Annotated in this window: 19 protein-coding genes and 1 pseudogene; 9 read left to right on the forward strand and 11 right to left on the reverse strand. The window is 59.3% G+C overall.

Annotated features, from left to right (window positions below):
• Positions 1-82: 82 nt before the first annotated feature.
• Genes IV109_RS04790 through IV109_RS04800 form a run of 3 tightly spaced genes read right to left on the reverse strand, consistent with a single transcriptional unit; the run spans position 83 to position 4041 of the window.
• On the reverse strand, positions 83-1333 hold the full coding sequence (locus tag IV109_RS04790) for a multifunctional CCA addition/repair protein (RefSeq protein WP_296693014.1): 1251 nt from the start codon (positions 1331-1333) through the stop codon (positions 83-85).
• Positions 1334-1338: 5 nt separating this feature from the next.
• Complete coding sequence (locus IV109_RS04795; RefSeq protein WP_296693017.1) at positions 1339-2022, reverse strand: glutathione S-transferase family protein; 684 nt, start codon at positions 2020-2022, stop codon at positions 1339-1341.
• 15 nt (positions 2023-2037) lie between these two features.
• A complete protein-coding gene (locus tag IV109_RS04800; RefSeq protein ID WP_296693023.1) occupies positions 2038-4041 on the reverse strand; it encodes a lytic transglycosylase domain-containing protein in 2004 nt (667 codons plus the stop codon).
• Between the two features lie 9 nt (positions 4042-4050).
• Here IV109_RS04800 and IV109_RS04805 point away from each other — a divergent pair, with 9 nt between their 5' ends.
• Positions 4051-4650 (forward strand): 5-formyltetrahydrofolate cyclo-ligase, encoded by a 600-nt coding sequence (locus IV109_RS04805; protein WP_296693028.1) that lies wholly within the window; start codon positions 4051-4053, stop codon positions 4648-4650.
• A gap of 15 nt (positions 4651-4665) precedes the next feature.
• Here IV109_RS04805 and IV109_RS04810 read toward each other — a convergent pair whose 3' ends face one another.
• A complete protein-coding gene (locus tag IV109_RS04810) occupies positions 4666-5649 on the reverse strand; it encodes a LysR substrate-binding domain-containing protein (RefSeq protein WP_296693033.1) in 984 nt (327 codons plus the stop codon).
• A gap of 103 nt (positions 5650-5752) precedes the next feature.
• On the opposite strand from IV109_RS04810, the pseudogene IV109_RS19095 reads away from it, so the two are divergent.
• Positions 5753-5995 (forward strand): annotated as a pseudogene (locus IV109_RS19095) (DUF2917 domain-containing protein); the annotation flags it as partial.
• A 101-nt stretch (positions 5996-6096) separates the two neighbouring features.
• Here IV109_RS19095 and IV109_RS04815 read toward each other — a convergent pair.
• Positions 6097-6492, reverse strand: a complete 396-nt coding sequence (locus tag IV109_RS04815) for a TfoX/Sxy family protein (protein WP_296693036.1) — start codon at positions 6490-6492, stop codon at positions 6097-6099.
• A 537-nt stretch (positions 6493-7029) separates the two neighbouring features.
• Here IV109_RS04815 and IV109_RS04820 point away from each other — a divergent pair.
• On the forward strand, positions 7030-8583 hold the full coding sequence (locus IV109_RS04820; RefSeq protein ID WP_296693038.1) for a caspase family protein: 1554 nt from the start codon (positions 7030-7032) through the stop codon (positions 8581-8583).
• Between the two features lie 239 nt (positions 8584-8822).
• On the opposite strand, the gene IV109_RS04825 is transcribed toward IV109_RS04820, so the two are convergent.
• Positions 8823-9050, reverse strand: a complete 228-nt coding sequence (locus IV109_RS04825; RefSeq protein ID WP_296693040.1) for a helix-turn-helix domain-containing protein — start codon at positions 9048-9050, stop codon at positions 8823-8825.
• A gap of 140 nt (positions 9051-9190) precedes the next feature.
• On the opposite strand from IV109_RS04825, the gene IV109_RS04830 reads away from it, so the two are divergent.
• Positions 9191-10195 (forward strand): MBL fold metallo-hydrolase, encoded by a 1005-nt coding sequence (locus IV109_RS04830; protein WP_296693042.1) that lies wholly within the window; start codon positions 9191-9193, stop codon positions 10193-10195.
• A gap of 28 nt (positions 10196-10223) precedes the next feature.
• Here IV109_RS04830 and IV109_RS04835 read toward each other — a convergent pair whose 3' ends face one another.
• Positions 10224-11141: a DUF6279 family lipoprotein gene (locus IV109_RS04835; protein WP_296693046.1), complete on the reverse strand. Its 918-nt coding sequence runs from the start codon at positions 11139-11141 to the stop codon at positions 10224-10226.
• On the opposite strand from IV109_RS04835, the gene glmU reads away from it, so the two are divergent.
• Both glmU and IV109_RS04845 read left to right on the forward strand, forming a co-directional pair.
• Positions 11140-12573: a bifunctional UDP-N-acetylglucosamine diphosphorylase/glucosamine-1-phosphate N-acetyltransferase GlmU gene (gene glmU / locus IV109_RS04840; RefSeq protein ID WP_296693050.1), complete on the forward strand. Its 1434-nt coding sequence runs from the start codon at positions 11140-11142 to the stop codon at positions 12571-12573. The genes IV109_RS04835 and glmU overlap by 2 nt on opposite strands.
• Positions 12570-13349 (forward strand): ATP-binding protein, encoded by a 780-nt coding sequence (locus IV109_RS04845; RefSeq protein WP_296693052.1) that lies wholly within the window; start codon positions 12570-12572, stop codon positions 13347-13349. Before glmU ends, IV109_RS04845 begins: the two co-directional genes overlap by 4 nt.
• Here IV109_RS04845 and IV109_RS04850 read toward each other — a convergent pair.
• Complete coding sequence (locus tag IV109_RS04850; RefSeq protein WP_296693054.1) at positions 13294-13785, reverse strand: Lrp/AsnC family transcriptional regulator; 492 nt, start codon at positions 13783-13785, stop codon at positions 13294-13296. The genes IV109_RS04845 and IV109_RS04850 overlap by 56 nt on opposite strands.
• Positions 13786-13917: 132 nt before the next feature.
• On the opposite strand from IV109_RS04850, the gene glmS reads away from it, so the two are divergent.
• From glmS to IV109_RS04865, 3 genes are all read left to right on the forward strand, one after another.
• Positions 13918-15783, forward strand: coding sequence for a glutamine--fructose-6-phosphate transaminase (isomerizing) (glmS, locus tag IV109_RS04855; RefSeq protein WP_296693057.1), 1866 nt, complete (start codon positions 13918-13920; stop codon positions 15781-15783).
• A 241-nt stretch (positions 15784-16024) separates the two neighbouring features.
• The gene (locus IV109_RS04860; RefSeq protein ID WP_296693060.1) at positions 16025-17071 is read left to right on the forward strand and encodes a PAS domain-containing sensor histidine kinase; all 1047 of its coding nucleotides are present in this window, start codon (positions 16025-16027) and stop codon (positions 17069-17071) included.
• Positions 17068-17703 carry a response regulator transcription factor gene (locus tag IV109_RS04865; RefSeq protein WP_296693064.1) on the forward strand — a complete coding sequence of 212 codons (636 nt, stop codon included), beginning with the start codon at positions 17068-17070 and terminating at the stop codon, positions 17701-17703. Before IV109_RS04860 ends, IV109_RS04865 begins: the two co-directional genes overlap by 4 nt.
• Here IV109_RS04865 and IV109_RS04870 read toward each other — a convergent pair.
• The 3 genes from IV109_RS04870 to IV109_RS04880 all read right to left on the reverse strand — a co-directional run bounded on the left by IV109_RS04870 (position 17690) and on the right by IV109_RS04880 (position 23249).
• On the reverse strand, positions 17690-19741 hold the full coding sequence (locus IV109_RS04870) for a PAS domain S-box protein (RefSeq protein WP_296693067.1): 2052 nt from the start codon (positions 19739-19741) through the stop codon (positions 17690-17692). The genes IV109_RS04865 and IV109_RS04870 overlap by 14 nt on opposite strands.
• Before the next feature lie 131 nt (positions 19742-19872).
• On the reverse strand, positions 19873-21606 hold the full coding sequence (locus tag IV109_RS04875; RefSeq protein WP_296693070.1) for a methyl-accepting chemotaxis protein: 1734 nt from the start codon (positions 21604-21606) through the stop codon (positions 19873-19875).
• The gene (locus IV109_RS04880) at positions 21603-23249 is read right to left on the reverse strand and encodes a fatty acid--CoA ligase (protein ID WP_296693072.1); all 1647 of its coding nucleotides are present in this window, start codon (positions 23247-23249) and stop codon (positions 21603-21605) included. The genes IV109_RS04875 and IV109_RS04880 overlap by 4 nt, the downstream gene beginning before the upstream one ends.
• Positions 23250-23509: the final 260 nt, after the last annotated feature.

Below are 23509 nucleotides of genomic sequence, written 5' to 3' on the forward strand. Positions count from 1 at the left end.
GCAGTGCTGCCTTTCAACGCGCAGTATCCCACGCCTTGGGGTCCATGCTGCAAGTTGTCCGACAGGGTTTACCCCGGTTCCGCTAGACACGGGTTTGAACTGCTTCCACCCGGGCCATGTGAATCAATTCACCAATATTTTTGCCACTGGCCCCTGCATCCATTGCCCTGTCTGCTATTAAATTAGTAGCAACACTTTGCGCCGCCGAAAGTGCTAGCCGCAATCTGGCAGCTTGCGGGTAGGGCGTTTCGGTCAGCCCCAGACGGCCGCGGGCATCGCACTCGCAGGCCAGCAGTATCTCGTGCAAGCGTTGCGGCTTGCGAAAAGCATCGCAGCGTTCGAGCAGGCGCACCAGTGCGGCCGCACCCAGATCGCCACTGCGGTGGATGTTGCCGTGTTCACGCGCCACCACGTCGGCCAGTTCCTTGCATTCGACGGGAATGCGCAGGCGTTCGCAAATGCCTTTGAGCATGCGTGCGCTGCGCTCTTCATGACCCAGGTGACGCGGCAGCAGGTGTGGCGCCGTGGTGCCTTTGCCCAGATCGTGAAACAGGCAGGCCAGGCGCACCGGCAGCGAGGCTTGCAGGCGGGCGCTCATGTCGAGGACCATCATCAGATGGATGCCGGTGTCGATTTCGGGATGGTATTCAGCGCGCTGCGGTACGCCCCAGAGCTGGTGTACTTCGGGCAGCAGGCGCGCCAGCGCCCCGCACTCCCGCAGCAGTTCGAACATGCGCGAGGGTGTGTCTTCCATCAGGCCCCGGGCGAGTTCCTGCCAGACCCGTTCGGCCACCAGATGGTCCGCTTCACCGGCCTGTACCATGTCCTTCATCAGTGCCATGGTTTCAGGCGCCACCGTGAAATCGGCAAAGCGCGCTGCCAGCCGCGCCACCCGCAGGATGCGCACCGGGTCTTCCCGAAAAGCCAGGGTGACGTGGCGAAACACCTTGTTGTCAATGTCCTGGCGTCCGCCATAGGGGTCAATGCAATCCTGAGGCAAAAATGTGCCTTTGGCCTTTGTGGAATCTTCCGCAATAGCTATTGAATTGATAGTGAGGTCGCGCCGCGCCAGGTCTTCCTCCAGCGTCACGTCAGGCGCGGCGTGGACGGCAAAGCCGTGGTAGCCGGGAGCGGTTTTGCGCTCGATGCGGGCCAGTGCGTACTCTTCCCGGGTCTGGGGATGCAGAAACACCGGAAAGTCTTTGCCCACTGGCAAAAAGCCCTGTGCCAGCAAGGCCTCCGGTGTGGCGCCCACCACCACCCAGTCGCGGTCTTTCACCGGCAAACCCAGCAGCGCATCGCGCACCGCACCCCCCACCATGTAGGTTTGCATGGCCTTCAACGTTTCAGGCGGTAGGGCTCTTCGAAATCGATGAAGTCCTTTTCAGCCAGTGCCCCGTCGATCCAGGCCTTGACGCCCGGCAGAGTACAGACGCGGTCCACGTACTGGGCCACATCGGCGGGTATGGGCAGTGCGTAGGTTTTCAGTCGGGTGCAGACCGGGGCAAAGTAGGCATCGGCAATGGTGAAGTCGCCAAACAGAAGCGGGCCACCATGCCTGGCCAGCAGCTCTTGCCACATGGCCACCAGGCGGGCTACATCCTTGCGCACGGCGGGCTTGTCGCGCCAGATCAGGGCGCCGGCCTCGGGCAGCGAGGCCTCGATGTTCATGAAGCAGTTGCTGCGCAAGGCGGCAAAGCCCGAATGCATCTCGGCACACACGCTGCGGGCCCGGGCCCGTGCGGCCCCATCGTGCGGCCACAAGTGCTTGTCGGGATGGCGCTCGGCCACATATTCGGCAATGGCCAGGGTGTCCCACACCACCAAGTCGCCGTCGACCAGCACCGGCACCTTGCCCGTAGGGCTCAAGGGATCGATGGTGTTCCTGAAGCTGGAGCCCGCATCAAAGGAATCGAAGCGCACCTTGACCTCTTCAAACCCGATGCCGGCCTGCTTGAGCAGCACCCACGGGCGCATCGACCAGGAGGAGTAGTTCTTGTTGCCGATATAAAGTTTGAACATGTCGTTGGCATTCTTTCAAGGCAAATCGTTGTTGGATTCGGGCGCGTTGACCTCGCGCGGCCCCACCATGCCGAGCCGGCTCTTGAGGGATTGTGGCTGGCCGGAGATCAGCGCGGCGTAGTTGGTGGTGTTGCTCAGCACCTTTTTGACGTAGTCGCGGGTCTCGGTAAAGGGCACGTTCTCGGCCCAGATGGCGGCCTCCAGCACCGGCGCACCCGTTTGACCGCGCCAGTTGCGGGGTCGGCTGGGCCCCGCGTTGTAGGCAGCAGCGGCCATCGGCATGGAGCCGGCAAAGTCATCCAGAACCAGCTTGAGGTAGCCGGTGCCAATCGCAATGTTGGTGTCGCGTTCGGTAATCTGGTGCGGTTTGAAGTTGGTCAGGCCAATCTTCTTGGCGGTCCAGCGGGCCGTGGGCGGCATCACCTGCATCAGTCCGGAGGCGCCCACGCCCGAGCGGGCGTCCATGATGAAACGGCTTTCCTGGCGGATCAGGCCATACACGTAAGCCGGGTCGAGGCCAATCTGTGTGGCGCGCTGCACCACGGCATCCTTGTGCGGCATCGGGAAGCGCTGCTCAAAGTCGATCAGCGTTTTGGTCCGGTCACTGGCGTTGATGCAGCGATCCCACACCTCGCGCTGGCAGGCCAGATCGGCGGCGGCCAGCAACTCGCGGTCGCTCATGCCGCCGCGCTGGTGCAAGTTGGTGCTGTAGTTCCATTCGCGCACGCCATCCGTGCGCAGCCCGATCTGGATCGCGTACAGGCCGCGTTGCAAGCCGGCGTTGAGGCGCACGGCTTCTTTTTCCTCCGCCGAGGGTGGCGCTGGCCTGGCTGGCGCGCTGATGCGCTGGCCCAGCTCTTCCAGTGCCAATTGTTCGTAGAAACCGCGCACACCGGCAATGCTTTCCAGCAGGCGCAGTGCTTCGGCGCGGTCGGTCTCGCTCTTGGCCAGCTGCAGCAGAGCCCGGGCGCGCCAGTAAATCCAGGTGCTGTCCTGCGCCGCCTCGGCGCTCATGGCCTTGGTGGCGCCAAGCACCTCTTTCCATTTGCCTTGCCGCAGTGCGGCGCGAACTTTCCAGCCCAGGTGGTCGTCGTTCAGCTCGGCGTCCCGGGCTTTGGCGAAGTGCTCCATGGCGTCGTTGGACAGACGCTGCGCGGCGTGCTTGCCGATCACGCCCCAGGCCCAGGAGCGCTGCTCGGAGGTGAGGTGTACGCTCCAGTGGTTTTCCAGCACGCTGGCGGCCATGTCGGGGTCGGTGGATCCCAGGCGAATCAGCGCCATCAGGACCGATTCTTTGGCGACGCGACCCGCCGCCACCACCCGCTTGGACAGGAAGCGGGCAGGGCTGCTGATGATTTCTTCAATGTTGGCGCCTGCCGCAGGCGACAGGATGTCAGTCGCTGCCCGGGCCACTTTGGGCCGGTTGTGTTCCATGGCCAGGCGGGCCTTGCGCCAGATATCCGTGTCGGTCAGCTTTTTCGCTTCATAAAAATGGGCTGCGGCATAGGCGCAGCCATCATCCGCATCCTTTTGTGCGTACCACTGGCGCTTGACCTCGGCCGCGAGGTCGATGCCGGTCACGGCCGGCTCCAGCGCAAGTGCATAGCAACGCACCTCGCGGTCATCGTTCATGCGGTAGTTCGGCAGCTCGGCGGCAAGGGCGGTCCAGTCGCGCCGCTGGCCCAGCAGCAGGAGCCAGTCGTTTCGCAGGCGGTCTTCCTGGTAGGTACCGGCATAGCGCTTCAAAAAGTCCTGCACTTCACTCGGGGCCGCAGCACCGAGCCGGGCACGCAACTCCCAGTAGGCGCCCCAGGGTTCGAGTGGATGGCCGCTGACGCGCGGCAGCAGGACGGTCAGGCGCTTGCGATCGCCTTGTTTGAACGCCTGGCCCATTTCCAGGATGGCGTCATCGGCCTGGGCCCGGCTGGCCCCCTTGCCTTGTGCATGGACAGGCAAAGTGCTCGACAGGGAAAGGCATCCCAGGAGCGCAATCGATGTCAAAATGGTGTGAAACTGCATGTGGGGATTATGGATAACTCTGATGAAATTAAAGCGCTTGAAAAAAAGGCCCTTCGCAAGCTTCTCATTGAACAACGTCTGAACCTCCCGGACCGCCTACAGCGGGCCGATCTTTTGCAGCGCGTCATGCGCATCTGGCTGGTCGGCCGCCCCGATGCCGTCATTGGCGCCTATTGGCCGATCAAGGGCGAATTCGATCCTTTGCCTGCCCTGCACCGCTGGAAAGAGGATGGCGAACTGCTTGACCAGCCCCAACCACGCAGAATTGGATTGCCGGTGGTGGACAAAGTTCACAAAACCATGATTTTTCATGCCTGGTACCCGGGTTGCCCCATGGAAGAAGACGCTTATGGCATCCCCAAGCCCAAGGACACCGAGGTGATTGTCCCCACGCTCTTGTTTGCGCCCTGTGTGGGTTATGGCCCGGGGGGTTACCGCTTGGGTTACGGTGGCGGCTTCTATGACCGCATGCTGGCCACGCTGCAGCCGCATCCTTTCACCGTGGGATTGGGGTTTGCCCAGGGTTTTCTGCCCGATTTCGAACCCGAGCCGCACGATATGCCGCTGGACGCCATCCTGAACGACAACGGCGTGGTCTGGCCGGTATAACCCTGCTGAATTTGCCTAGGCTTCGCCCATGGCCTTGCGTGTGAGTGCGGCCTGGGCGGTCAGCCAGCTGCAAAAGGCCTGAATTTCTGGTCGCGCCGCGCTGCGTGGCCCGACGATGAGCCAGTAGGCCATGGGTGAGTCCAGTCGCATGCCGGGCAATATCTCCACCAGATCACCCGAGGCCAGGCTGTCTGCCACCAGCGGCATGCGCGTCAGCGCCACCCCTTGTCCGGTCAGGGCCGCCTGCGCAATCTGGTGGGCGTAATTGAAATACAACCAGCGCTTGGGTTCGAGCTTTTTGAACTTGTGCGCATCCAGCCAGCGCCGCCAGGTGAGCCATTCCAGGTTTTGCGTGCGGTGCGCGTCGCTGGCTTCGATCAGGGCGAAATGCGCCAGATCCTCGCCGCGTTTCAGCGCATGCCCGCTCTTGAGCAGCCAGGGGCTGGCCACGGGGGTCAGCTGCTCGCCAAACATGCGAATGGCACCGGCGGGCACGTTGCCGGGTTTGGTGTAGCGCAGCGCCAGGTCAATGTCGGTGGTGTCCAGATCCACCGGCACATCGGTGGCGTCAATGCGGATGTCGATGTCGGGATGCTCGCTCTGAAAGGCTTCCAGCCGGGGGATCAGCCACATCGATGCGAATGAAGCCCAGGTGCTGATGGCCACGCTCTTGCGTCCGGCACTACGCCGGATCAGCCGCACCGCGCTGTCCATGCGCTCCAGTGAGGGCAGCACCGCGCGCAGCAACTGGGCGCCGGCTCCGGTGAGCTCAACGGCACGGGTGTGCCGCAGAAACAGGCTCACGCCCACTTCGTCTTCCATGGCCTGAATCTGGCGGCTGACTGCGCTTTGCGTCAGTGCCAATTCGTCTGATGCCGCCCGAAAGTTCAGGTGGCGCGCTACAGCCTCAAAAGCGCGCAGATGGCCCACTGAAATGGGGCGGGTCCGCAAATGCTTGTCCAACTGGGGCGCTGCGGTGGGTGGCTTGGCCTGGTTCATTGATTGATGCGTAAATGGAATGAATAGCATATCCCGATTTCATTGGACGGTCTAGCACCATTGTTCGATCATTCAATGCCAAACCGCATCAATGGAGTCTGTCATGGTCACGGAAAATCTTCATCAATTGCAGCAGTTTCTGGCTGGCCCCGCCTTTCCGGGGTGCTGGAAACTGGCGTCAGGGCAGGCGATCACCTTGCGGCCTCGCGCAGCAGGCGTCCTGAAGATTGCGCAGGGACAGGTGTGGGCTACGTTTGACGGACCGCACACCGGGCATGGCAACGAGTCGGGCGACCAGTTCCTGAAAGCCGGGCAGAGCGTGGGTGTGCGTGGCGGCCAGCGCCTGGTGTTTGAGCCCTGTGCCCAGCCGGGTGAGACACCGGTTTATTTCGAATGGCTGCCTGCCGCCAGGGCACACGCCCTGCGCCGGTGGCCCCTGACCTTGGTTCAGCCCTTTCGTGCTTTGGGTTTGACCGGGCGTTGGGTCTTGGGCTTGGACTGGCGCGCTTTCAGGGCGGCTTGCAGCGCCAGCCGGGCCCAAGGCGCCATCAAGGGCGGCGACTCCATGGCTTCGTCCGGGGCGCTGTAGTAGTTCATGCCCATGGGCTTGCCTTTGGCCAGGTACGTAAAGCGTTCGCAGCCCGCCGCCTCAAACTGCGGGCGCGAAGTCTCGTCGGCTTTGAGCCAGAGCTTTTCGCCCGCCCCCAGGTCCACCAGAATCGCCAAGGTCAGGCCGTCGGTGCTGATGCCATAGCCGCCAAACATGCGCCGGGCCACGCAGGGGCCGACTGCGCTCAGCAAATCACAGCAATATCGGGCAAATTCGTTAGGGGGTGTGGCCATGTCTGGACGCTACCACGGCACGGACTCCGTTGCCAGTTGCGTGGCTGTTGTTCCACGCAATCAAAGTCGGTAAAAAATTCAAAGCACACGACACAAGGCCGTTGTCAAGGATAAAAACATGCACCCGCTTCTAAAAGCGGTCTCACAGAATTCCAGGCAGCGGTCATTGAAATACCATGATTTCGCGCTTTAGCGTTGAAACTAACCAACCGCCCGCTTACGTACTTGTGCAGCACGCTCGCGATCAAAGTCTGGTAGGGCATCCCCTCCTCGAGCGCTTTGACTTGAATGTCATGGAGATCACTAGACGACAGGCGAATGCACGGAACCCGCGCACATAAGCCCGGACGTGGGCCACCGTGGCGGGATGGCTCTGCGCATCGCAAATCACTCTACTGAACAATAAACTCTGGTGGTGAGTCTGAGGGTGGCGCAGCAAATCGAGTGTTTCACGCGAATCGAGGGGTGCCATACTTGGCCCCAGTGGTTGAAAATGCCTATCCCTATCTTCGCAAGCTCTTCCATTGGCCCTACCTTATGCACCTACTCTCTTTCAAACCCCTTTTCTCCGCTCTGGCGCTGTGCGCTTTCGCAGTTTCGGCCCAAGCACCGGGTGATGTGCGGGTGGCGCTGGTTATCGGCAATTCTTCCTATGCTTCGGTGCCACTGCTGAACCCGGCGAATGATGCGAAGGCGATGAGCGAGACGCTGCGTAGCATCGGCTTCACGGTCATCGAGGTTCGCGATGGCAGTAAGGCACAGATGGCCGAAGCAGTGGGCAAGATCCGCGACAGCCTGAAGGGTAAGAAGGGGGTGGGCATGCTGTACTACGCCGGCCACGGCTTGCAGATGGACGCACGCAACTTCATGGTGCCGGTGGACGCGAAGCTGTCGAAAGCGGCGGATGTTCCAGACCAGACGGTGGATGTTGGCTCCGTCATCACCGCCTTCAAGACCGCGGGCAACCGCATGAACATTGTCGTGCTTGACGCCTGCCGCGACAACCCATTCGGCGGCATTACCACGGGCAAGGGCCTGGCGCCGCTGGATGCGCCCAGTGGCACCTTTCTTGCCTATGCGACCGCCCCGGGTAATGTGGCTGCCGATGGCGACGAGAAGTCGGGCAACGGCCTGTACACGCAGTTCCTGCTGCGTGAACTGAAGAAGCCGCAGGCGCGCATCGAAGACGTCTTCAAGCGTGTGCGCTTCGCGGTGCGGCAAGCTTCGCACGGCAAGCAGATTCCCTGGGAGAGCACCAGCTTGGAAGATGATTTCCAGTTCAATGATGGACGCGTGGTCGCCCAGCCGCGACCCGAGCCGCAGGCGCTGCAAGCTGCCTTCTCGCAGGAGCTGGTGGAGTGGGAACGCATCAAAAATTCCGCCAATGCTGACGACCTTTACGCCTTCATCCAGAAGTACCCCAGCGGCACTATCGCCGAAGCGGCGCATGCGCGCCTGAACTATATCGCGGCCAGCCGGCTCATGGTGCAGGGAGCCGGCGCTGGCGGGCAGTCACAGACTTACAGCCTGGACAAGTTCCGGCTGGGCGACGTGTTCGAAAAGAAGTTCTCGCATACGCTCCCCAACGAGGTCGCCACGGTGGTCGGCATTGAAAACGGCATCGTGCACCTCCAGAAAAAGTCCACTCTGAACCCGGGCGGCACCGAGGAACTGTATGACTTGCAGGGCGGTGCCCTCGGCACCGTGCGCGGCTATGTGTTGACGCCGCCGCAGTACATCACACCATCCGGTCCGTTGCAGCCTGGAAAGACCTGGCAGATCGGCTATCAGGCGCGATATTTGAGCAAGGCCGTGGCAGATGCCATCGGTGAGCTGACAACCGTCGGCGAAGGACGCGTAGTTGCACGCGAGAGGATTACCGTAGCAGCGGGGACGTTCGATGCATACCGGGTCGAGGCGAGCGACACCACAACGGGCAAGGACACCAAGACCATCACCACCCGCACCTATTGGGTTGTGCCGGAATTGCCTGTGCCCATCAAGGAAGAGAACACCCTGTCGACAGGGCTGTTCAGGACAACGCGCATCAGCATGGAACTGGTACGGGTGCAACGTGCCGCAGGAAGCTGAGAAGTTTTTTATCAGGTTTCCAGTTCTTTGATGAAGGCGACGAAGTCCACCTTTCCCGGCGTTCGGTGACAGATACGATTCGCTGCCCAGCCTTGGGCTCGACAGCCATGAACAGGTTGGTAATGCCATTGCGTACGTACTCGTAGTCATGCTTGCTTGGGCAGTCCGCTGCCATGATCCATGGTGCTCGACGGTGTGCGATAAGTTGCAAGCTTTTTTCATCAATGCAAATGACGGATTCAACTTTGGATTTTGTGCGCGCGTAAAGTTCGTGCAGCACGAGCACGCCACACAGCCGTGCGGCCAATGCCGAGCACAGCCATGATTTGAGACTCTGGAATATCTTGATCCAGACAGGCAAGCACATGCGCACGAGTGACCTCGCGCGCCTGATGCCCCTCTTGCCTGCGAATTGCTTCGATGGTGGCGCGATTCTCTTCGCTCAATTTCAGTTCTGTCTGGCGCATGACTACTCCAAGGTATGCCGGCAGGCGACATCCACCGCGCCCACTTGCCAGTCGACATCTACTCCAGGCGGCCCACGGAAGATTTCCCAATACGTAATGAATTACGTTTAGGTAAACTACAGGTCTGTACGGAGAACCTCATGACCAGCACCACCCCCACCAAAGCCTTCGCATCCCAAGCCGATCTGGAAGACAAAAAAATCACCTTCGAGCAGCTCAGCGCCCACTGCTGGGCCTATACCGCCGAGGGTGATCCTAATTCGGGCGTGATCATTGGCGACAAATTCATCATGGTGAGCGATGCCACAGCCACACCCGCCATGGCGCGCGACCTGATTGCCAAAATCCGCACCGTCAGCGACAAGCCCATCAAGTATGTGCTGCTGACCCATTATCATGCCGTCCGTGTACTGGGGGCCAGCGCCTATGCTGCCGAAGGTGCTACTGAAGTAATAGCAAGCCAAGGCACGCTTGAGCTCATCATCGAGCGTGGTGCGCAGGACATGCAAAGTGAGATGGAGCGTTTTCCGCGCCTGTTCCGGGGTGCCGATTCGGTGCCGGGCCTGACCTGGCCCACGCTGGTGATTGGTGGCGGCAACCCCACGCGCGGCGAAGTGCCGGGCAAGCTCACGCTGGACCTGGGCGGCGTCAAGGTGCAGGTCTGGCATCCGGGCCCTGGCCATACCCGTGGCGACACCATTGCCTGGGTGGAAGAAGAAAAAGTGCTGTTCTCGGGCGATCTGGTCGAGTACGAAGCGGGCGTCTACACCGGCGATGCGCAGTTGGCAGAGTGGCCCGCCACCCTGGAAGTGCTGCGTGCCCTCAAGGCCGAGGCGATTGTGCCCGGCCGCGGCGAAGCCATGAAGGGCGCCGCCAATGTCAACAAGGCGCTGGATTACACCAAGCGCTGGGTTGAAACGCTGTACCAATGTGGCCAGGAAGCTGCAGCCAAAGGCATGGACCTGAAAGCCGCCATGGACCACACCCGCAAAAGCATGGACCCCCTCTTTGGCCATGTGTTCATCTACGAGCACTGCCTGCCATTCGATGTGAGCCGTGCGTATGACGAAGCCAGCGGTATCAAGAACCCCCGTATCTGGACTGCTGCGCGCGACAAGGAAATGTGGGCCGCCCTGCAAGCCTGATTTTTGAACCCGGACGCTGGCGTTGGCGCTAGGGCTTTGCCGTGATCAGCGTCCGTGCATCGGTTTCATAGTCTTTCAGTGTCTCCAGCAGCCGTGCCCGTTGGGCCGGCGTGGCGCTGTTGTGCAGTGTGGCAAAGGCCTTGCAACTTTCCTGGGTCATCTTCGCCAGGTAATTTCGGTAGGCTGCATCGGGTGAGTTGAGGGCGCGCGTGAACCATGCGTGTACGGCGGTCCGTGTGCGTGCATCGCCCGGCGCGCCGTTTTGCAGTTGCCGCAAGGTTTGCAGCGTGTCCTGCTGGCGGCGTACTGCTTCCCGGTAACTCAGGCTGGCATCGAATGCGGTCACCGTCTCGCTGGCGCGCAGCGCCGCCAGTTGTGGCTCTTCCAGTCGTCCATAGAGCATCTCGGTGCGCTCAACCAGTTGCCTGATGCGCCGTGCGATGCGTTCGCCGGGGCTCTCACCCAGCCACTCGGCGCGCCATTTCTGGTTGCGTTTGTCATACTGCTTCGCCAGATGCTCGAGTTGTTCGGCCTTGAAAGTTGGCGCCAGCGCGGCCACCGCGGGCTCGGCCTGATCGAGGACGACTTGCACGCGGCCCCTCAATTCCACAGCCAGATTGCACACCTGCTCGGGTGTGGTGCTGGCGGGCGCCATGCGCTGCAGCTTTTCAAGCAGGGCGACGTACAGCGGCAGCTCATTGGCCCGGTGCCAGTCCTGTAGCGTGCCTAAGTCTGCGCGCACTTTAAGGGACTGCGCGTCGTCAAAATCCAGGTAACTGTCAAGCCACCAGTAGCTGAGCGACGGTGCATTGTTGTAGCCCAGCTTGACGGCGCTGCAGCCGGATAGCGCCACGACCAGCAGCAGGCTCAGGAACAGCCTGGCGGGCGCACCGATAATGTGAAAAATTGGAAACAGTCGGATCGTTGAACGAATGGAGACAGGCATGACAGGTAACTCAGCAAGTGGCAAAGCGGCAGGTGCAGTGGATGTGGTGATCATGGCCGCAGGCAAGGGCACACGGATGAAAAGCAAACTGCCCAAAGTGTTGCACCTTTTGGCCGGTCGTGCACTGCTGCAGCATGTGGTGGACACCGCAGCCGAGCTTTCGGCACGCCGGGTGGTGGTGATTACCGGTCATGGTGCTACAGAAGTTGAAGCGGCTCTGTCAGGTTCCACGAAGGCTACAGCCGGTTTTGACATCGATTTTGTGCGCCAGGAGCCGCAGCTGGGCACCGGCCATGCGGTGCAGCAGGCAGTGCCCGCCTTGCCCGATGACGGCATGGTGGTGGTGCTCTCAGGCGATGTGCCCTTGACGCGCGCAGACACCCTGCACGCCCTGATTGCAGCCTGCGGCGGCAACAAGCTGGCGCTGCTGACCATCGATTTTGCTGACCCCACGGGCTACGGGCGCATCGTGCGCCAGGGCGAGGTGGTGCAGGCCATCGTCGAGCACAAGGACGCCACAGAGGCGCAGCGCGCCATCACCGAGATCTACAGCGGCATCATGGCCGTGCCGGCAGCCCGGCTCAAAGCCTGGCTGGTGCGGCTGGACAACAAGAATGCCCAGGGCGAGTACTACCTGACCGATATTGTGAAATTCGCTGTGGCCGATGGCGTGCCGGTGGTGGCCCACAAGATTGCCGATGCCCTGCAGGTGGAGGGCGTGAACAGCCCGGTGCAACTGGCTGCACTGGAGCGCGCTTACCAGAAGCGCATTGCCCTGCAGTTGATGGAGCAAGGCGTGCGTCTGGCCGATCCGGCGCGCTTTGATGTGCGCGGCAGCCTGCAGTGCGCACAGGACGTGTCGATTGACGTGAACTGCGTGTTCGAGGGCCAGGTGGTGCTGGGCGAGGGCGTCAGGATCGGTGCGAACTGCGTCATCTCCAACGTCACCATCGGTGCCGGCGCGGTGATCCATCCCTTCACCCATATCGAAGGCGACAAGCCCGGCAGCAAAGGCCATATTGAGGTTGGTGCCGGCGCGCTGATTGGCCCGTTTGCCCGCTTGCGCCCGGGTGCCAAACTGGGCGATGAGGTGCACATCGGCAACTTCGTCGAGGTCAAGAATTCAACGCTGGCCAAGGGCGCCAAGGCCAACCACCTGGCCTACCTGGGCGATGCCGTGGTGGGTGAGCGCGTGAACTACGGCGCGGGCAGTATCACGGCCAACTACGACGGCGCCTTCAAGCACCGCACGGTGATTGAGGCTGACGTGCACATTGGCAGCAACTGCGTGCTGGTGGCCCCGGTCACCATCGGCGCGGGCGGCACAGTGGGCGGTGGCTCCACCATCACCAAAGATACACCGGCCGGCGCCCTGAGCGTGGCGCGCGGCAAGCAGGTGAGCATCGCCAACTGGACACGTCCCAAGAAATGACCGACACGCCACAGGCCCTGCAGCAGGAGAACGAGCGGCTCCAGCGCGAGCTGGGGCAGGCCCGTGCCGAGCTGGAAGACTTCACCTACTCGGTGTCGCACGACCTGCGGGCGTCACTGCGCCACGTGAACGCCTATGTGAAGATCATCAAGGAAGACCTGGGTGATCAGCCCCCCGCGCTTTTAATCTCGCATCTGGATACCGTGAGCCACGCCGCACGGCAAATGGGGCAACAGATCGACGGCCTGATGGAGCTATCGCGCCTGGCCCGGGTTGATGTGCAACTGTCTGCGCTGGATATGGCTGCGCTGATTCGAGATGTGCGCGCCAGTTTGCCCCCGGCCCTGGACGGGCACGTTTTTGAATGGCAGGTGGCACCGGATTTCCCGCCACTGCAAGGTGATGGCTTGCTGATCCGCCAAGTGCTGGTGCATCTGTTGTCCAATGCCCTGAAGTTCAGCGGCACCCGAGCGTTAGCCCGGATCGAGATCAGCTGGCAGGCCCATGACGGCGGCCTGTGCGCCTTGACGGTGAAAGACAACGGGGTGGGATTCAACCCGCAGTACGTCGACAAGCTGTTTCATGCGTTTCAGCGCCTGCACAGTTCCCGCGAGTTTGAGGGCATTGGCATGGGCTTGGCCCTGACCCGCAAGATCGTCGAACGCCACGGTGGCGCGGTGTGGGCCAGTGGCGCACCCGATGCAGGCTGCAGCGTCAGCTTCACACTGCCGCTGGCAGGGGCACCCGCGCCCCAAACTTGCTGCGCTTCACGCTGAAATAGGTTTTGACATTGCGCACGTTGGCATCGCTGGTGAACAAGCGTTGCGCCAGCGCCAGGTAATCCGGCATGTGCGCGGTGTGCACCACCAGGCAAAAGTCCGGCCCCGGCGAAACCCGGTAACACTGCTGCACGGCCTCGTCGGTGGCGACGCGTTGCTCAAAGGCTTCCAGCGCGGCATTGTCCTGGCGGTCCAGCGTGATCTCGACAATCGCGCACAGGCTGTGGCCGGCCACGTGGGCCAGCCGGTCCACGCTGAGCACCGCAATTTCCCGCTCAATCAGGCCGGCCTCGCGCAGCCGCTTCACCCGGCGCAAACAGGTGGGTGGCGAGATGTGAATCCGCTCTGCCAAAGCCTGGTTGCTGAGTGAGGCATCGCGCTGGAGCTGGTCCAGCAGTTGGAGGTCAATCGCATCTATGTCTATTTGTTCCATTTTTGTTATGTTATTGGAATAATTCAACAATGTATATTTTTTATGAAATATAAGTCCAATAAATGCCAAATTTTGCCAACATATTTCTTTGTCTTGCTTTTACCATTGCGCCACTAATTTCAGGAGCAGTCCATGTGTGGCATCGTCGGAGCAGTATCTACCCGCAACATCGTTCCCGTCCTCGTACAGGGTCTGGCCCGGCTGGAATACCGCGGCTATGACTCTTGTGGCGTGGCGGTGTATGCCAACGGCTTGCAGCGCGCCCGCAGCACGGCTCGGGTAGCCGAACTGGCCGAGCAGGTGGCTTCCACCCATCTCGAAGGCGGCACCGGCATTGCGCACACCCGCTGGGCGACCCACGGTGCGCCTGTGGTGCACAACGCGCACCCCCATTTCAGCCATGGCACGGGAGCAGATGCCGCCAGCCGCCCGGGCCGCATCGCGCTGGTGCACAACGGCATCATTGAAAACCATGACGAACTGCGCGCCGCCTTGCAAGCCAAGGGCTATGCGTTTCACAGCCAGACTGACACCGAAGTCATTGCCCACCTGATTGACAGCCTGTATGACGGTGACCTGTTTGAAGCGGTCAAGGCCGCGCTTCCCCAGTTGCATGGCGCTTACGCCATTGCCGTGTTCTGCAAGGATGAGCCGCATCGCCTGATTGGCGCACGCGCCGGCTCGCCGCTGATTCTGGGCGTGGGCAAAGACGGGCAAGAGCATTTTCTGGCCAGCGATGCCATGGCCCTGGCCGGGGTGACCGATCAGATCGTGTACCTGGACGAAGGAGACGTGGTGGACATCCAGCTGGGCAAGTACTGGTTGATTGACAAGGCCTACAAGCCGGTCGCCGCAGCGCAGCGTCCGGTCAAAACCGTGCAGGCACACAGCGGTGCGGCCGAACTGGGCCCATACCGTCATTACATGCAGAAAGAGATTTTTGAGCAACCCCGCGCCATTGCCGACACGCTGGAAGGCGTGGACGGCATCGTGCCCGAGCTGTTTGACGGCAGCGTGAGTGCGGCGCGGGTGTTCAAGGACATTGATTCGGTCCTGATTCTGGCCTGCGGCACCAGCTACTACAGCGGATGCACCGCCAAGTATTGGCTGGAGAGCATTGCCAAGATTCCGACGCAAGTGGAGGTGGCCAGCGAATACCGCTACCGCGATTCAGTCCCCAACCCCCGCACGCTGGTCGTCACTATCACCCAATCGGGCGAGACCGCCGACACACTGGCCGCATTGCGCCACGCCCAGAGCCTGGGCATGACCCACACGCTGACCATCTGCAACGTGGCCACCAGCGCCATGGTGCGTGAATGCGAACTGGCCTACATCACCCGCGCCGGCATCGAGATTGGCGTGGCCTCCACCAAGGCTTTTACTGCACAGTTGGCGGGCCTGTTCCTGCTGACGCTGGCCTTGGCCCAGTCCAAGGGTAATTTGAGTGAGGCCGAAGAAGCGCGCCATCTGAAAGCCATGCGCCACCTGCCTGCTGCCTTGCAGGCGGTGCTGGCACTGGAGCCGCAAGTCATCGCCTGGGCGGAAGATTTTGCCAGGATGGACAACGCCCTTTTCCTGGGCCGTGGCCTGCACTACCCCATTGCCCTGGAAGGCGCGCTCAAGCTCAAGGAGATCAGCTATATCCATGCTGAAGCCTACCCGGCGGGCGAGCTCAAGCACGGCCCGCTGGCACTGGTCACCAGTGCCATGCCGGTGGTGACTGTGGCGCCCAATGATGCGCTGCTGGAAAAGCTCAAAAGCAACATGCACGAAGTGCGTGCCCGCGGCGGCGTGCTGTATGTGCTGGCCGATGCCGACACCAAAATCGAGTCCGGCGAAGGCCTGCATGTGATCCGCATGCCCGAGCACTACGGCGAACTGTCACCACTCTTGCATGTGGTGCCTCTGCAATTGCTGGCCTATCACACCGCCTGCGCCAAAGGCACCGACGTGGACAAGCCGCGTAACCTGGCCAAGAGCGTGACGGTGGAGTGATTTGGTATTTGGGCTGGACGATTTTCAGCTGTTGAGCAGCAAACCCGGATGTTCGCGCCTGGTCAATGGTCGAAATTGGTTTTATCGAAATCAGATCCACTTTGCCAACGATCAAGCTGCAAGTGTCAATGTCAAGTCAGATTATTCTGAATTCATCTGCTTGAACAGTCCTGGAATTTGACTTGACGGTGCATCGACGCTCAGATACATTTTCTGAAGAATGCTAAGCGTCCCAATCCTCATGCCAGATCACGAGTCGTCTGATTATTCCGAGCTGTCGTTTCAGGCCATCGTAGAGCAATCCATCGCGGGCGTGTACGTTATTCAGAACGAGAAGTTTGTCTATTCCAACGCGACATGGGCGAGTTTTGTGGGGATGAGCAAGGTGGAGATGGAAGGAAAATCACTGCGTGAGATTGTCCCTGCCTACTTCATTGAGCAGTCTCTCAGCATGTACCGCAGGCGCATCAGCGGTGATATTGCCAGCGTGCGGTATGTGACTCCGGCAATTCACAAGAAGGGACACATTGTGCAGCTGGAGGTGCACGGAACCCGGATGAAATATCGCGGCGAACCCGCCATTGTGGGGGTTGGGGTTGATGTGACAGAGCGTGTTCGCCGAGAGGAAGAATTGCGCCAAATGCGTACAGATTTGCAGGAGTTGGCCGCGCAAATCAATCGGGATCGTGAGCAGCAACGGGCAAGCTTTGCCCGGGAACTCCATGACGTACTTGGAGGCCTGCTCGCGTCCATCAAGATGGATATCACCAGGATCATTCGCCGGGTCACTGAGCCAGAACTTAAAGTGATCACCGAAGACCTCATGCAGGTCACACAGGAAGCTATTCAGACTGTGCGAGATATGTCCGAGGAACTCCGCCCCAGCGGTCTTGACCATCTCGGCTTGGCCGCTACGATGGAGCGGGAATTGAATATGTTTGCTGCACGCCACGACATCAATTGTCAATTCCATGCGGGCGATCAGTTGATCCCCATCAGTTCGGCCAGAGCCACTGGCGTTTATCGAATCTTTCAGGAAGGTTTGACCAACATAGCCAAGCACGCCCAGGCACAGCATGTTGACGTCCAACTTGTGCAGCAGGATGACGAGTTGATGTTGGAGATGCTTGATGATGGTGAGGGGATATTCGACGGCAACTATCGAATTGGTGCTCGCGGTGTTCTTGGCATGAAGGAGCGCGCGCGCGATTTGGGTGGCGTGCTGGAGCTTGAGCCTCAGGAATATGGGGGGACGCGTTTGCGGCTTGTAATCCCTGTGACGTCATGATCCGAGTTCTTGTTGTTGATGATCACACGATATTTCGCACAGGCTTGCGCCGGCTTCTCTCGGATGAAAGTGATCTTCGCGTTGAGGATGAGGCCAAAGACATACCCGAGATGTTCTCAAAGCTTCGCCGTGCAAAGTTTGAAGTCGTTTTGCTCGACGTCAACATGACGGGAAGAAGTGGCCTTGAATCCATGCAGTCGATTCGGGCTGAATTTCCTGACCTGCCGGTGCTTCTTCTGTCCATGTATCCTGCTGAGCAATACGCACTGGTGGCCCTGCGGGCTGGCGCCAGCGGATACCTGACGAAAGATGTCGAGGCGGACGAATTGATTCGGGCGATCCGAGAGGTCGCCAGCGGCAAGCGTTACCTTACAAGCATCGCGGCAGAACGCCTCTTGATGCAGACGGAAACACCCGGTGACCAACCACCCCACCATACGCTGTCAGCGCGTGAAAATCAGATCATGACCCTGATGGTGCAGGGAAATTCTTTAACTGACATTGGTGTGAAAATGTTCATCAGTGTGAAGACTGTCAGCTCGTATCGCACGCGCATTCTTCGCAAGCTGGGTGTGGAAAATAACGCCGAATTGGTGAGGTATGCCATTCGCCACCGAATTATTCCCGGGTGATCTGTGCGGGGGCGATCATCGGCAGTCTGAGTGAAAACGTGGCCCCTTCTCCAGCCCGACTGGATGCGTCGATGTGGCCTCCCAGCAATCCAGTGACGATGTTGTGAACGATATGCAAACCCAGGCCTGATCCACCCTGACCCAGGCGCGTTGTGAAGAAGGGCTCAAATACACGCCCAATGTCAGCTGCCTGGATGCCGCGTCCGCTGTCACATACCAGGAGCACGATATGGTTCTCATCCATCGCCTCTGCATGTATCTTGATGTTGCCGGCTGAGCGGCCAGAATCGAACCCATGCACGATCGCGTTATTGATCAAGTTGGTCAGGACCTGACCCAGCGGGCCAGGATAGCTGTCCAGCTGCAATCCGTCGGCAACATCTGCGCTAACGACGCATGCAGATTGACGGATGCTGGGCTGGAGCGTAAGCAGAATTTCTGATACCGCAGTCGACAGAAAAAATTGCCGGCGCTGCGAACTGGTTTGATCCACGGCAATTTGCTTGAAGCTCTCGACAAGGGCGCCGGCCCGTGACAGATTGCGAATCAGAATATCCGCCGCCTGACGCGTCGAATCCAGAAAATTTCGCAAGTCTGAGCGCTTCATTCCGTTGTCAAACAGGGCAGTGAATTCCTGGACACGGTAGTCCAGCGAACTTGCCGTCGTCAAGCCGTTGCCAACCGGGGTATTTAACTCGTGCGCCACACCGGCGACCAGAGAACCCAAGGCTGCCAGCTTTTCCGATTGAACGAGCTGGTCTTTGGCCATTTTGAGGGTCTCAAGTGCTTGTGATAATTCCGCGTTGGTATCCTGCAGGTCGGCAGTGCGCCGGGCAACGCGAGCCTCCAGTTGGGTGTTGAGCGCCAAAATTTCCTCCTGATGGTGTCGTCGCTCGGTAGTGTCGAAGAATGTGAACAAGACCAGGGTGCGCGTGGGCTCCACGAAGGAGCGGCTGGACATCGAAATCCAGCGCAGTTCTCCATCCGCTCGCCGCAACTGCAACTCCAGGTCATCGATCGCTTCACCGCGTACCGAACGTTCCAACCAATCCGAGCGCTCCCGTTGATTGACCCAGATGTTAAGTGCAAGCCCGGATTGCCCCTGCGAGGCCGATGGGTCAAACCCAAAAGCCTTGAACCAGGCTTGGTTCCATTGGGTTGAAGAAAATTCATCCGCATCGCTTAAATACCCCATGGGCAAGGGAGAGAGGTCAAACATGCGTGAAAATCGCGCCTCGCTTTTTTGCAACGCGTTGGCCGCAAGCCTTGCGTCAGTGACATCCCTGAGTACAAAGAACATGTAGGACTCATCCCCGTTTTCAAAGCCGGCCGCGTGCAGCATGACATCGCGCAATTCGCCGTTGCGGGTCTTCAGAAGCATGTGGTGATCGTGTGCCGCCCCCTGAGTCTGGATAAGGTGAAAAATCTCAGCTCGTTGCTGGGTGTCCAGCCAGATGTCCAGCGTGTCAAATGTCTTCCCGATGGCCTGATTTCGATGCCAACCCGTAATTTCTTCAAAGGCGGTGTTGACTTCGACGAAGCAGCCGTCACTCACCCGGGCCATCAGCATGGCGTCGGGTGTCAATTGAAACGCAGCCCGGAATTGCTTGTAGACCGCGTTTTGTTCGGTGACGTCGCGGGCGATCCACAGCACGTGCGAGTGCTTGCAGCCGTGCAAGGCGACGAGGGTGGCGTTGAGAATGCAGTCCCGCGCGGAGCCGTCACGGTGGCGAAACTGCACAACTGCATTGCGGACCGCACCTGTCCGCAGCAGTTCGTTCATCAGTTTGATGCGTTGTTCGGGATGGACCCATACGTTGAGTTCAGCCATGGAGTGACCCAGGACTTCGGAAGGCGGGTAACCCGCAATGGTCTCCATGCCCTGATTGGCCTCCACGATGACCCGGTCGCTGACCCGGGTAATGACAATCCAATCGGTACTGGCATGAAATATTCGTTCGAATTTTCCTTCGCTGTCACCACTGCGCGATGAGGGGGAAATGCGCTTGAATCCGGCAAGCAGGCGACTTATCAGCATCATTTTTCTCCAACGAAATGTAGTTCTGTACTGACTGAAAGTTCCGTGTATCGGTAGTCATCGCCTGACAGTTGAGCAGGCTCATGTGCAGTGCGTTGCCCGAGGAGCCCGTGAGGGAGGCTGTGCCGGGCCTAAAAGGTTTTCCAGTCCTTTTTCGCGCCTCGCGCATGGACACGAATTCTGGTATCGACGCCCGGTTTGGATGGCGTTGTGATTAAAGCAGGCGAAGCCTTGGGCAGAGCAAGCGCTTCGTCCTTATGAATCAGTTTGAATATGGCGACAGTGTGTACAAGCTCTTCCGCCTGGCCCTTCAAGCTGCTGGTTGCCGCTGCCATTTCTTCAACCAAGGCCGAATTCTGTTGTGTGGTTTGATCCATTTGCGCTACAGCCTCGCCCACCTGCGCCACACCCAAGGCCTGTTCGTTTCCAGCGGCACTGATCTCGCCAACGATGTCTGTGACATGTTTTATGCTGCTCACCACTTCGGTCATGGTTGTACCCGCTTGATTCACCAGAGCGGTGCCGTGTTCAACGCGTTCAACACTGGCACCAATCAATAATTTGATTTCCTTGGCGGCTTCGGCGGAACGGCCGGCCAAGGACCTGACCTCTGACGCCACTACGGCAAAACCACGCCCCTGCTCCCCTGCCCGCGCGGCCTCGACCGCTGCATTCAGCGCGAGAATATTGGTTTGAAATGCAATGCCGTCGATCACACTGATGATGTCCGCAATTTTGCGGGATGACTCGTTGATGCCTTTCATGGTTTCCACCACCTGGCTGACCACATGGCCACCTTCGATTGCAACGTTGGATGCGCGTATGGCCAGCTGGTTGGCCTGATTGGCACTGTCCGCATTTTGTCGGACGGTTGAACCCAACTCCTCCATGGACGCTGCCGTTTCCTCCAATGCGCTGGCCTGCTGTTCTGTGCGAGCCGAGAGGTCGTGGTTGCCTTGTGCAATTTCAGAGCTGGCGTTGGCAACGCTTTCGGAGCCATGGCGAACACTCGACACGACCTTGACAAGGGCGTCACTCATGCGCGCCAGGGATTGCATGAGCAGCGCCAATTCATCCTTTCCCTTTGATTGAATGAACTCGGTCAGATCACCCTGTGTAATGGCATCGGCAACTTCCACTGCACGATTCAATGATCGCGACAGATTGCGGATCATGAAAAAACTCAATATCGCTGCAGCGGGCAGACTGACCAACAGTGCAGAAATGGCAACCCACAGAATTGTGTTGGAGCGTTTTACCGCCGTCTCATATTCGATTTTGGCTTCGTTGAGATGAAGTTTGAGAATGGGCTTCAAACTTTCGCGCATCTTCTCAAAGAGCGGACCCACCGTGCCGGAGAATAAAGTCTGGGCCTCACTGACGTTGTTTTCCCTAAGCGCTTTAGAAGCAGCCTTGAGTCCTTTTTCTGCGTATTGATGGCGGTTCTCCGAAAAAGCCTTGGCTATTGGCGCTTCCTCTGGGGTCAGTGTCCGGTTTGTGTAGATGGCCATGAGTTTGTTCGCCTGGGTCGCGTTCAGCTCAAGTTCTGCCAAATTTTTGGTAATCGTCCCCGCGTCTACATAATTCAATGAGCCCCCAAGCAACACTTGATTGCGCTGTTCCAGACGCAGTACCTCGCTGAGGTGGGCCATCGGCAAGGTGCGATCCTCATAAACTGATTTCAAACCATCACTTGTTTTGGCAATGCCGTACAAGCCCATGGCCGCGCCAGCAACGAGCATGCTGGAGAGCAAGCCAACCAGCAGGACCAATCGTGTCGATATTTTTAGTTGATTCACAGTACTTTCTCCTGAGGTTTGAGATAGAAAACGTGGCATCGCTGGGAAAACGGTAAGTGGAGTCAAGTGAATTTGCGTCGCAATGCCTTCTTGTCATGTTTGCCTACGCTGGTCTTGTCGATTGACACAACAAGGTGAACATGGTCAGGCACGGCAAATTTGGAAATGAGGCCTTTTGCAGCTTTGTTGGCGACAAGTTCGAGAAGATCAGCCCCCGTGAGGGTGTCGAAGAATTCACGTTTTGGCACCACAATTGCAATCGGTCGTTCGCCCCATTTTTCGCTTGGAATGCCAATGACGGCGACATCTGCAACGCCGGGATGGGTGGCCAGAAGTTGTTCAAGATCGAGCGATGAAACCCATTCCCCGCCAGTCTTAATCACATCCTTGATGCGATCCACCAGTCTGAGGCAACCCGTCGCATCAATGCGTCCCATGTCCTGGGTGTGCAGATAGCTGCCTTGCCACAGTGCTTCCGATGCCACCGGATTGGACATGTACCCCTGTGTCAGCCACGGAGCGCGCACCACGACTTCACCCACGGATTCCCCGTCGCGAGGCACATCACGCATTTGCTCGTCCACCACGCGCAACTCCACCAGAGGAATTGACCAGCCAGCGCGGATGCGAAAGTCCATGTCGTTGCTTGTGCCCTCGGCATGTTTCGCGGGTTCCGATGCCTGCGCCAGCGTCAACATTGGGCACGACTCGGACATGCCGTAGCCGGTGAAGATGTCGATCCCTTTCTCCAATGCTTGCAAACACAAACTGGGCGGCAAGACGGCGCCGCCGGACACCATCTTCCAGCCGCGAAAGTCGGTGCCCTTGGCCTCCGATAAAACCATCTGCAACACAGTGGGCACGCCGTGCGAGAACGTCACTTTCTCCTTCTTGACCAGGGTCACTACACGCTGCGGTGCAAAGCGTCCGGGGTAGACCTGCTTGACTCCCATCAGGGTGGCGACATAGGGCAGACCCCAGGCGTGCACATGGAACATGGGGGTCAGGGGCATGTAGACGTCGCCGCGGTGAAAACGCTGGTGCTCCGGGCTGGCCGAGAGTGCGGAGCTGGTGGCCAGCGTGTGCAGAACGATCTGTCGGTGACTGAAGTAGACGGCCTTGGGCAGGCCGGTTGTGCCCGTGGTGTAGAAGGTTGTGGCCAGTGAGTTTTCGTCGAAATCGCGGAAGTGAAACTGGGTGCGCGCCTGGTTCATGAGCGATTCGTATTCCCCTGCGACCTTCAGCGTGGTCGAGGCGGGTGTTTCGTCCTGCAGAACAACGATGCGCTGCAGCTTGGGCAGGCGATCCTGAATGGATGTGATCACATCCAGGAAGTCGGCGTGAATCAGCAAGGTGGATGCGCCACTGTGGTCGATGGTGTAGGCGATTTGTTCGCTGGAGAGTCTGACATTGACCATCATCAGCACGGCGCCCATCATGGGAATGGCAAAGTAGCTTTCCAGGTAGCGATGGCTATCCCAGTCCATGATGCTGACGGTGTCGCCCTCGTTGACACCCAGTGATTGCAGAAGGTTGGCCAGCTTGCCAATGCGAGCGGACAGGTCGCGGTAGGTGTAGCGATACAGCTCTCGATAGACGATCTCGTTATCCGGCGCATTGGCCAGCGGTGTATGCAGCAGCTGCTTGATCAGCAATTGATAGTCGTAGGCACTGGTCGTGCGTTTAGCTTTTCGGGGCGCGTTTTTCATTGTGGTTTCCCTGGTGGTGCTTGAAATGATTCAAGCTTAGGTCGCCAGGATTGCTTTGAAAGTAAGAACTTTCTGTTGCAGCACTAGGAAGGTTCCGATATTCACTGTCGCGAATTTACGAAAGTTTTTGGCAACGCTGTGCAAAGGATCAGCTTTTCGCGCGTGGCTCCATGGGTGCGATATGGCCGCATGGATGCGCCCCCTTCTGGCAAGTTGCGATGGTGACGAATCGGAACTTTCTTACACGCTTGCCGGATTGT

This window comes from Rhodoferax sp., from assembly GCF_018780565.1.
Lineage (GTDB): Bacteria > Pseudomonadota > Gammaproteobacteria > Burkholderiales > Burkholderiaceae_C > Rhodoferax.

Bases quoted from the DNA above. Each gene is read 5' to 3' on its own strand.
- IV109_RS04790 (WP_296693014.1), bottom strand. From the start codon at position 1,333: ATGCAAACCTACATGGTGGGGGGTGCGGTGCGCGATGCGCTGCTGGGT.
- IV109_RS04795 (WP_296693017.1), bottom strand. From the start codon at position 2,022: ATGTTCAAACTTTATATCGGCAACAAGAACTACTCCTCCTGGTCGATG.
- IV109_RS04800 (WP_296693023.1), bottom strand. From the start codon at position 4,041: ATGCAGTTTCACACCATTTTGACATCGATTGCGCTCCTGGGATGCCTT.
- IV109_RS04805 (WP_296693028.1), top strand. From the start codon at position 4,051: ATGGATAACTCTGATGAAATTAAAGCGCTTGAAAAAAAGGCCCTTCGC.
- IV109_RS04810 (WP_296693033.1), bottom strand. From the start codon at position 5,649: ATGAACCAGGCCAAGCCACCCACCGCAGCGCCCCAGTTGGACAAGCAT.
- IV109_RS04815 (WP_296693036.1), bottom strand. From the start codon at position 6,492: ATGGCCACACCCCCTAACGAATTTGCCCGATATTGCTGTGATTTGCTG.
- IV109_RS04820 (WP_296693038.1), top strand. From the start codon at position 7,030: ATGCACCTACTCTCTTTCAAACCCCTTTTCTCCGCTCTGGCGCTGTGC.
- IV109_RS04825 (WP_296693040.1), bottom strand. From the start codon at position 9,050: ATGCGCCAGACAGAACTGAAATTGAGCGAAGAGAATCGCGCCACCATC.
- IV109_RS04830 (WP_296693042.1), top strand. From the start codon at position 9,191: ATGACCAGCACCACCCCCACCAAAGCCTTCGCATCCCAAGCCGATCTG.
- glmU (WP_296693050.1), top strand. From the start codon at position 11,140: ATGACAGGTAACTCAGCAAGTGGCAAAGCGGCAGGTGCAGTGGATGTG.
- IV109_RS04835 (WP_296693046.1), bottom strand. From the start codon at position 11,141: ATGCCTGTCTCCATTCGTTCAACGATCCGACTGTTTCCAATTTTTCAC.
- IV109_RS04845 (WP_296693052.1), top strand. From the start codon at position 12,570: ATGACCGACACGCCACAGGCCCTGCAGCAGGAGAACGAGCGGCTCCAG.
- IV109_RS04850 (WP_296693054.1), bottom strand. From the start codon at position 13,785: ATGGAACAAATAGACATAGATGCGATTGACCTCCAACTGCTGGACCAG.
- glmS (WP_296693057.1), top strand. From the start codon at position 13,918: ATGTGTGGCATCGTCGGAGCAGTATCTACCCGCAACATCGTTCCCGTC.
- IV109_RS04860 (WP_296693060.1), top strand. From the start codon at position 16,025: ATGCCAGATCACGAGTCGTCTGATTATTCCGAGCTGTCGTTTCAGGCC.
- IV109_RS04865 (WP_296693064.1), top strand. From the start codon at position 17,068: ATGATCCGAGTTCTTGTTGTTGATGATCACACGATATTTCGCACAGGC.
- IV109_RS04870 (WP_296693067.1), bottom strand. From the start codon at position 19,741: ATGCTGATAAGTCGCCTGCTTGCCGGATTCAAGCGCATTTCCCCCTCA.
- IV109_RS04880 (WP_296693072.1), bottom strand. From the start codon at position 23,249: ATGAAAAACGCGCCCCGAAAAGCTAAACGCACGACCAGTGCCTACGAC.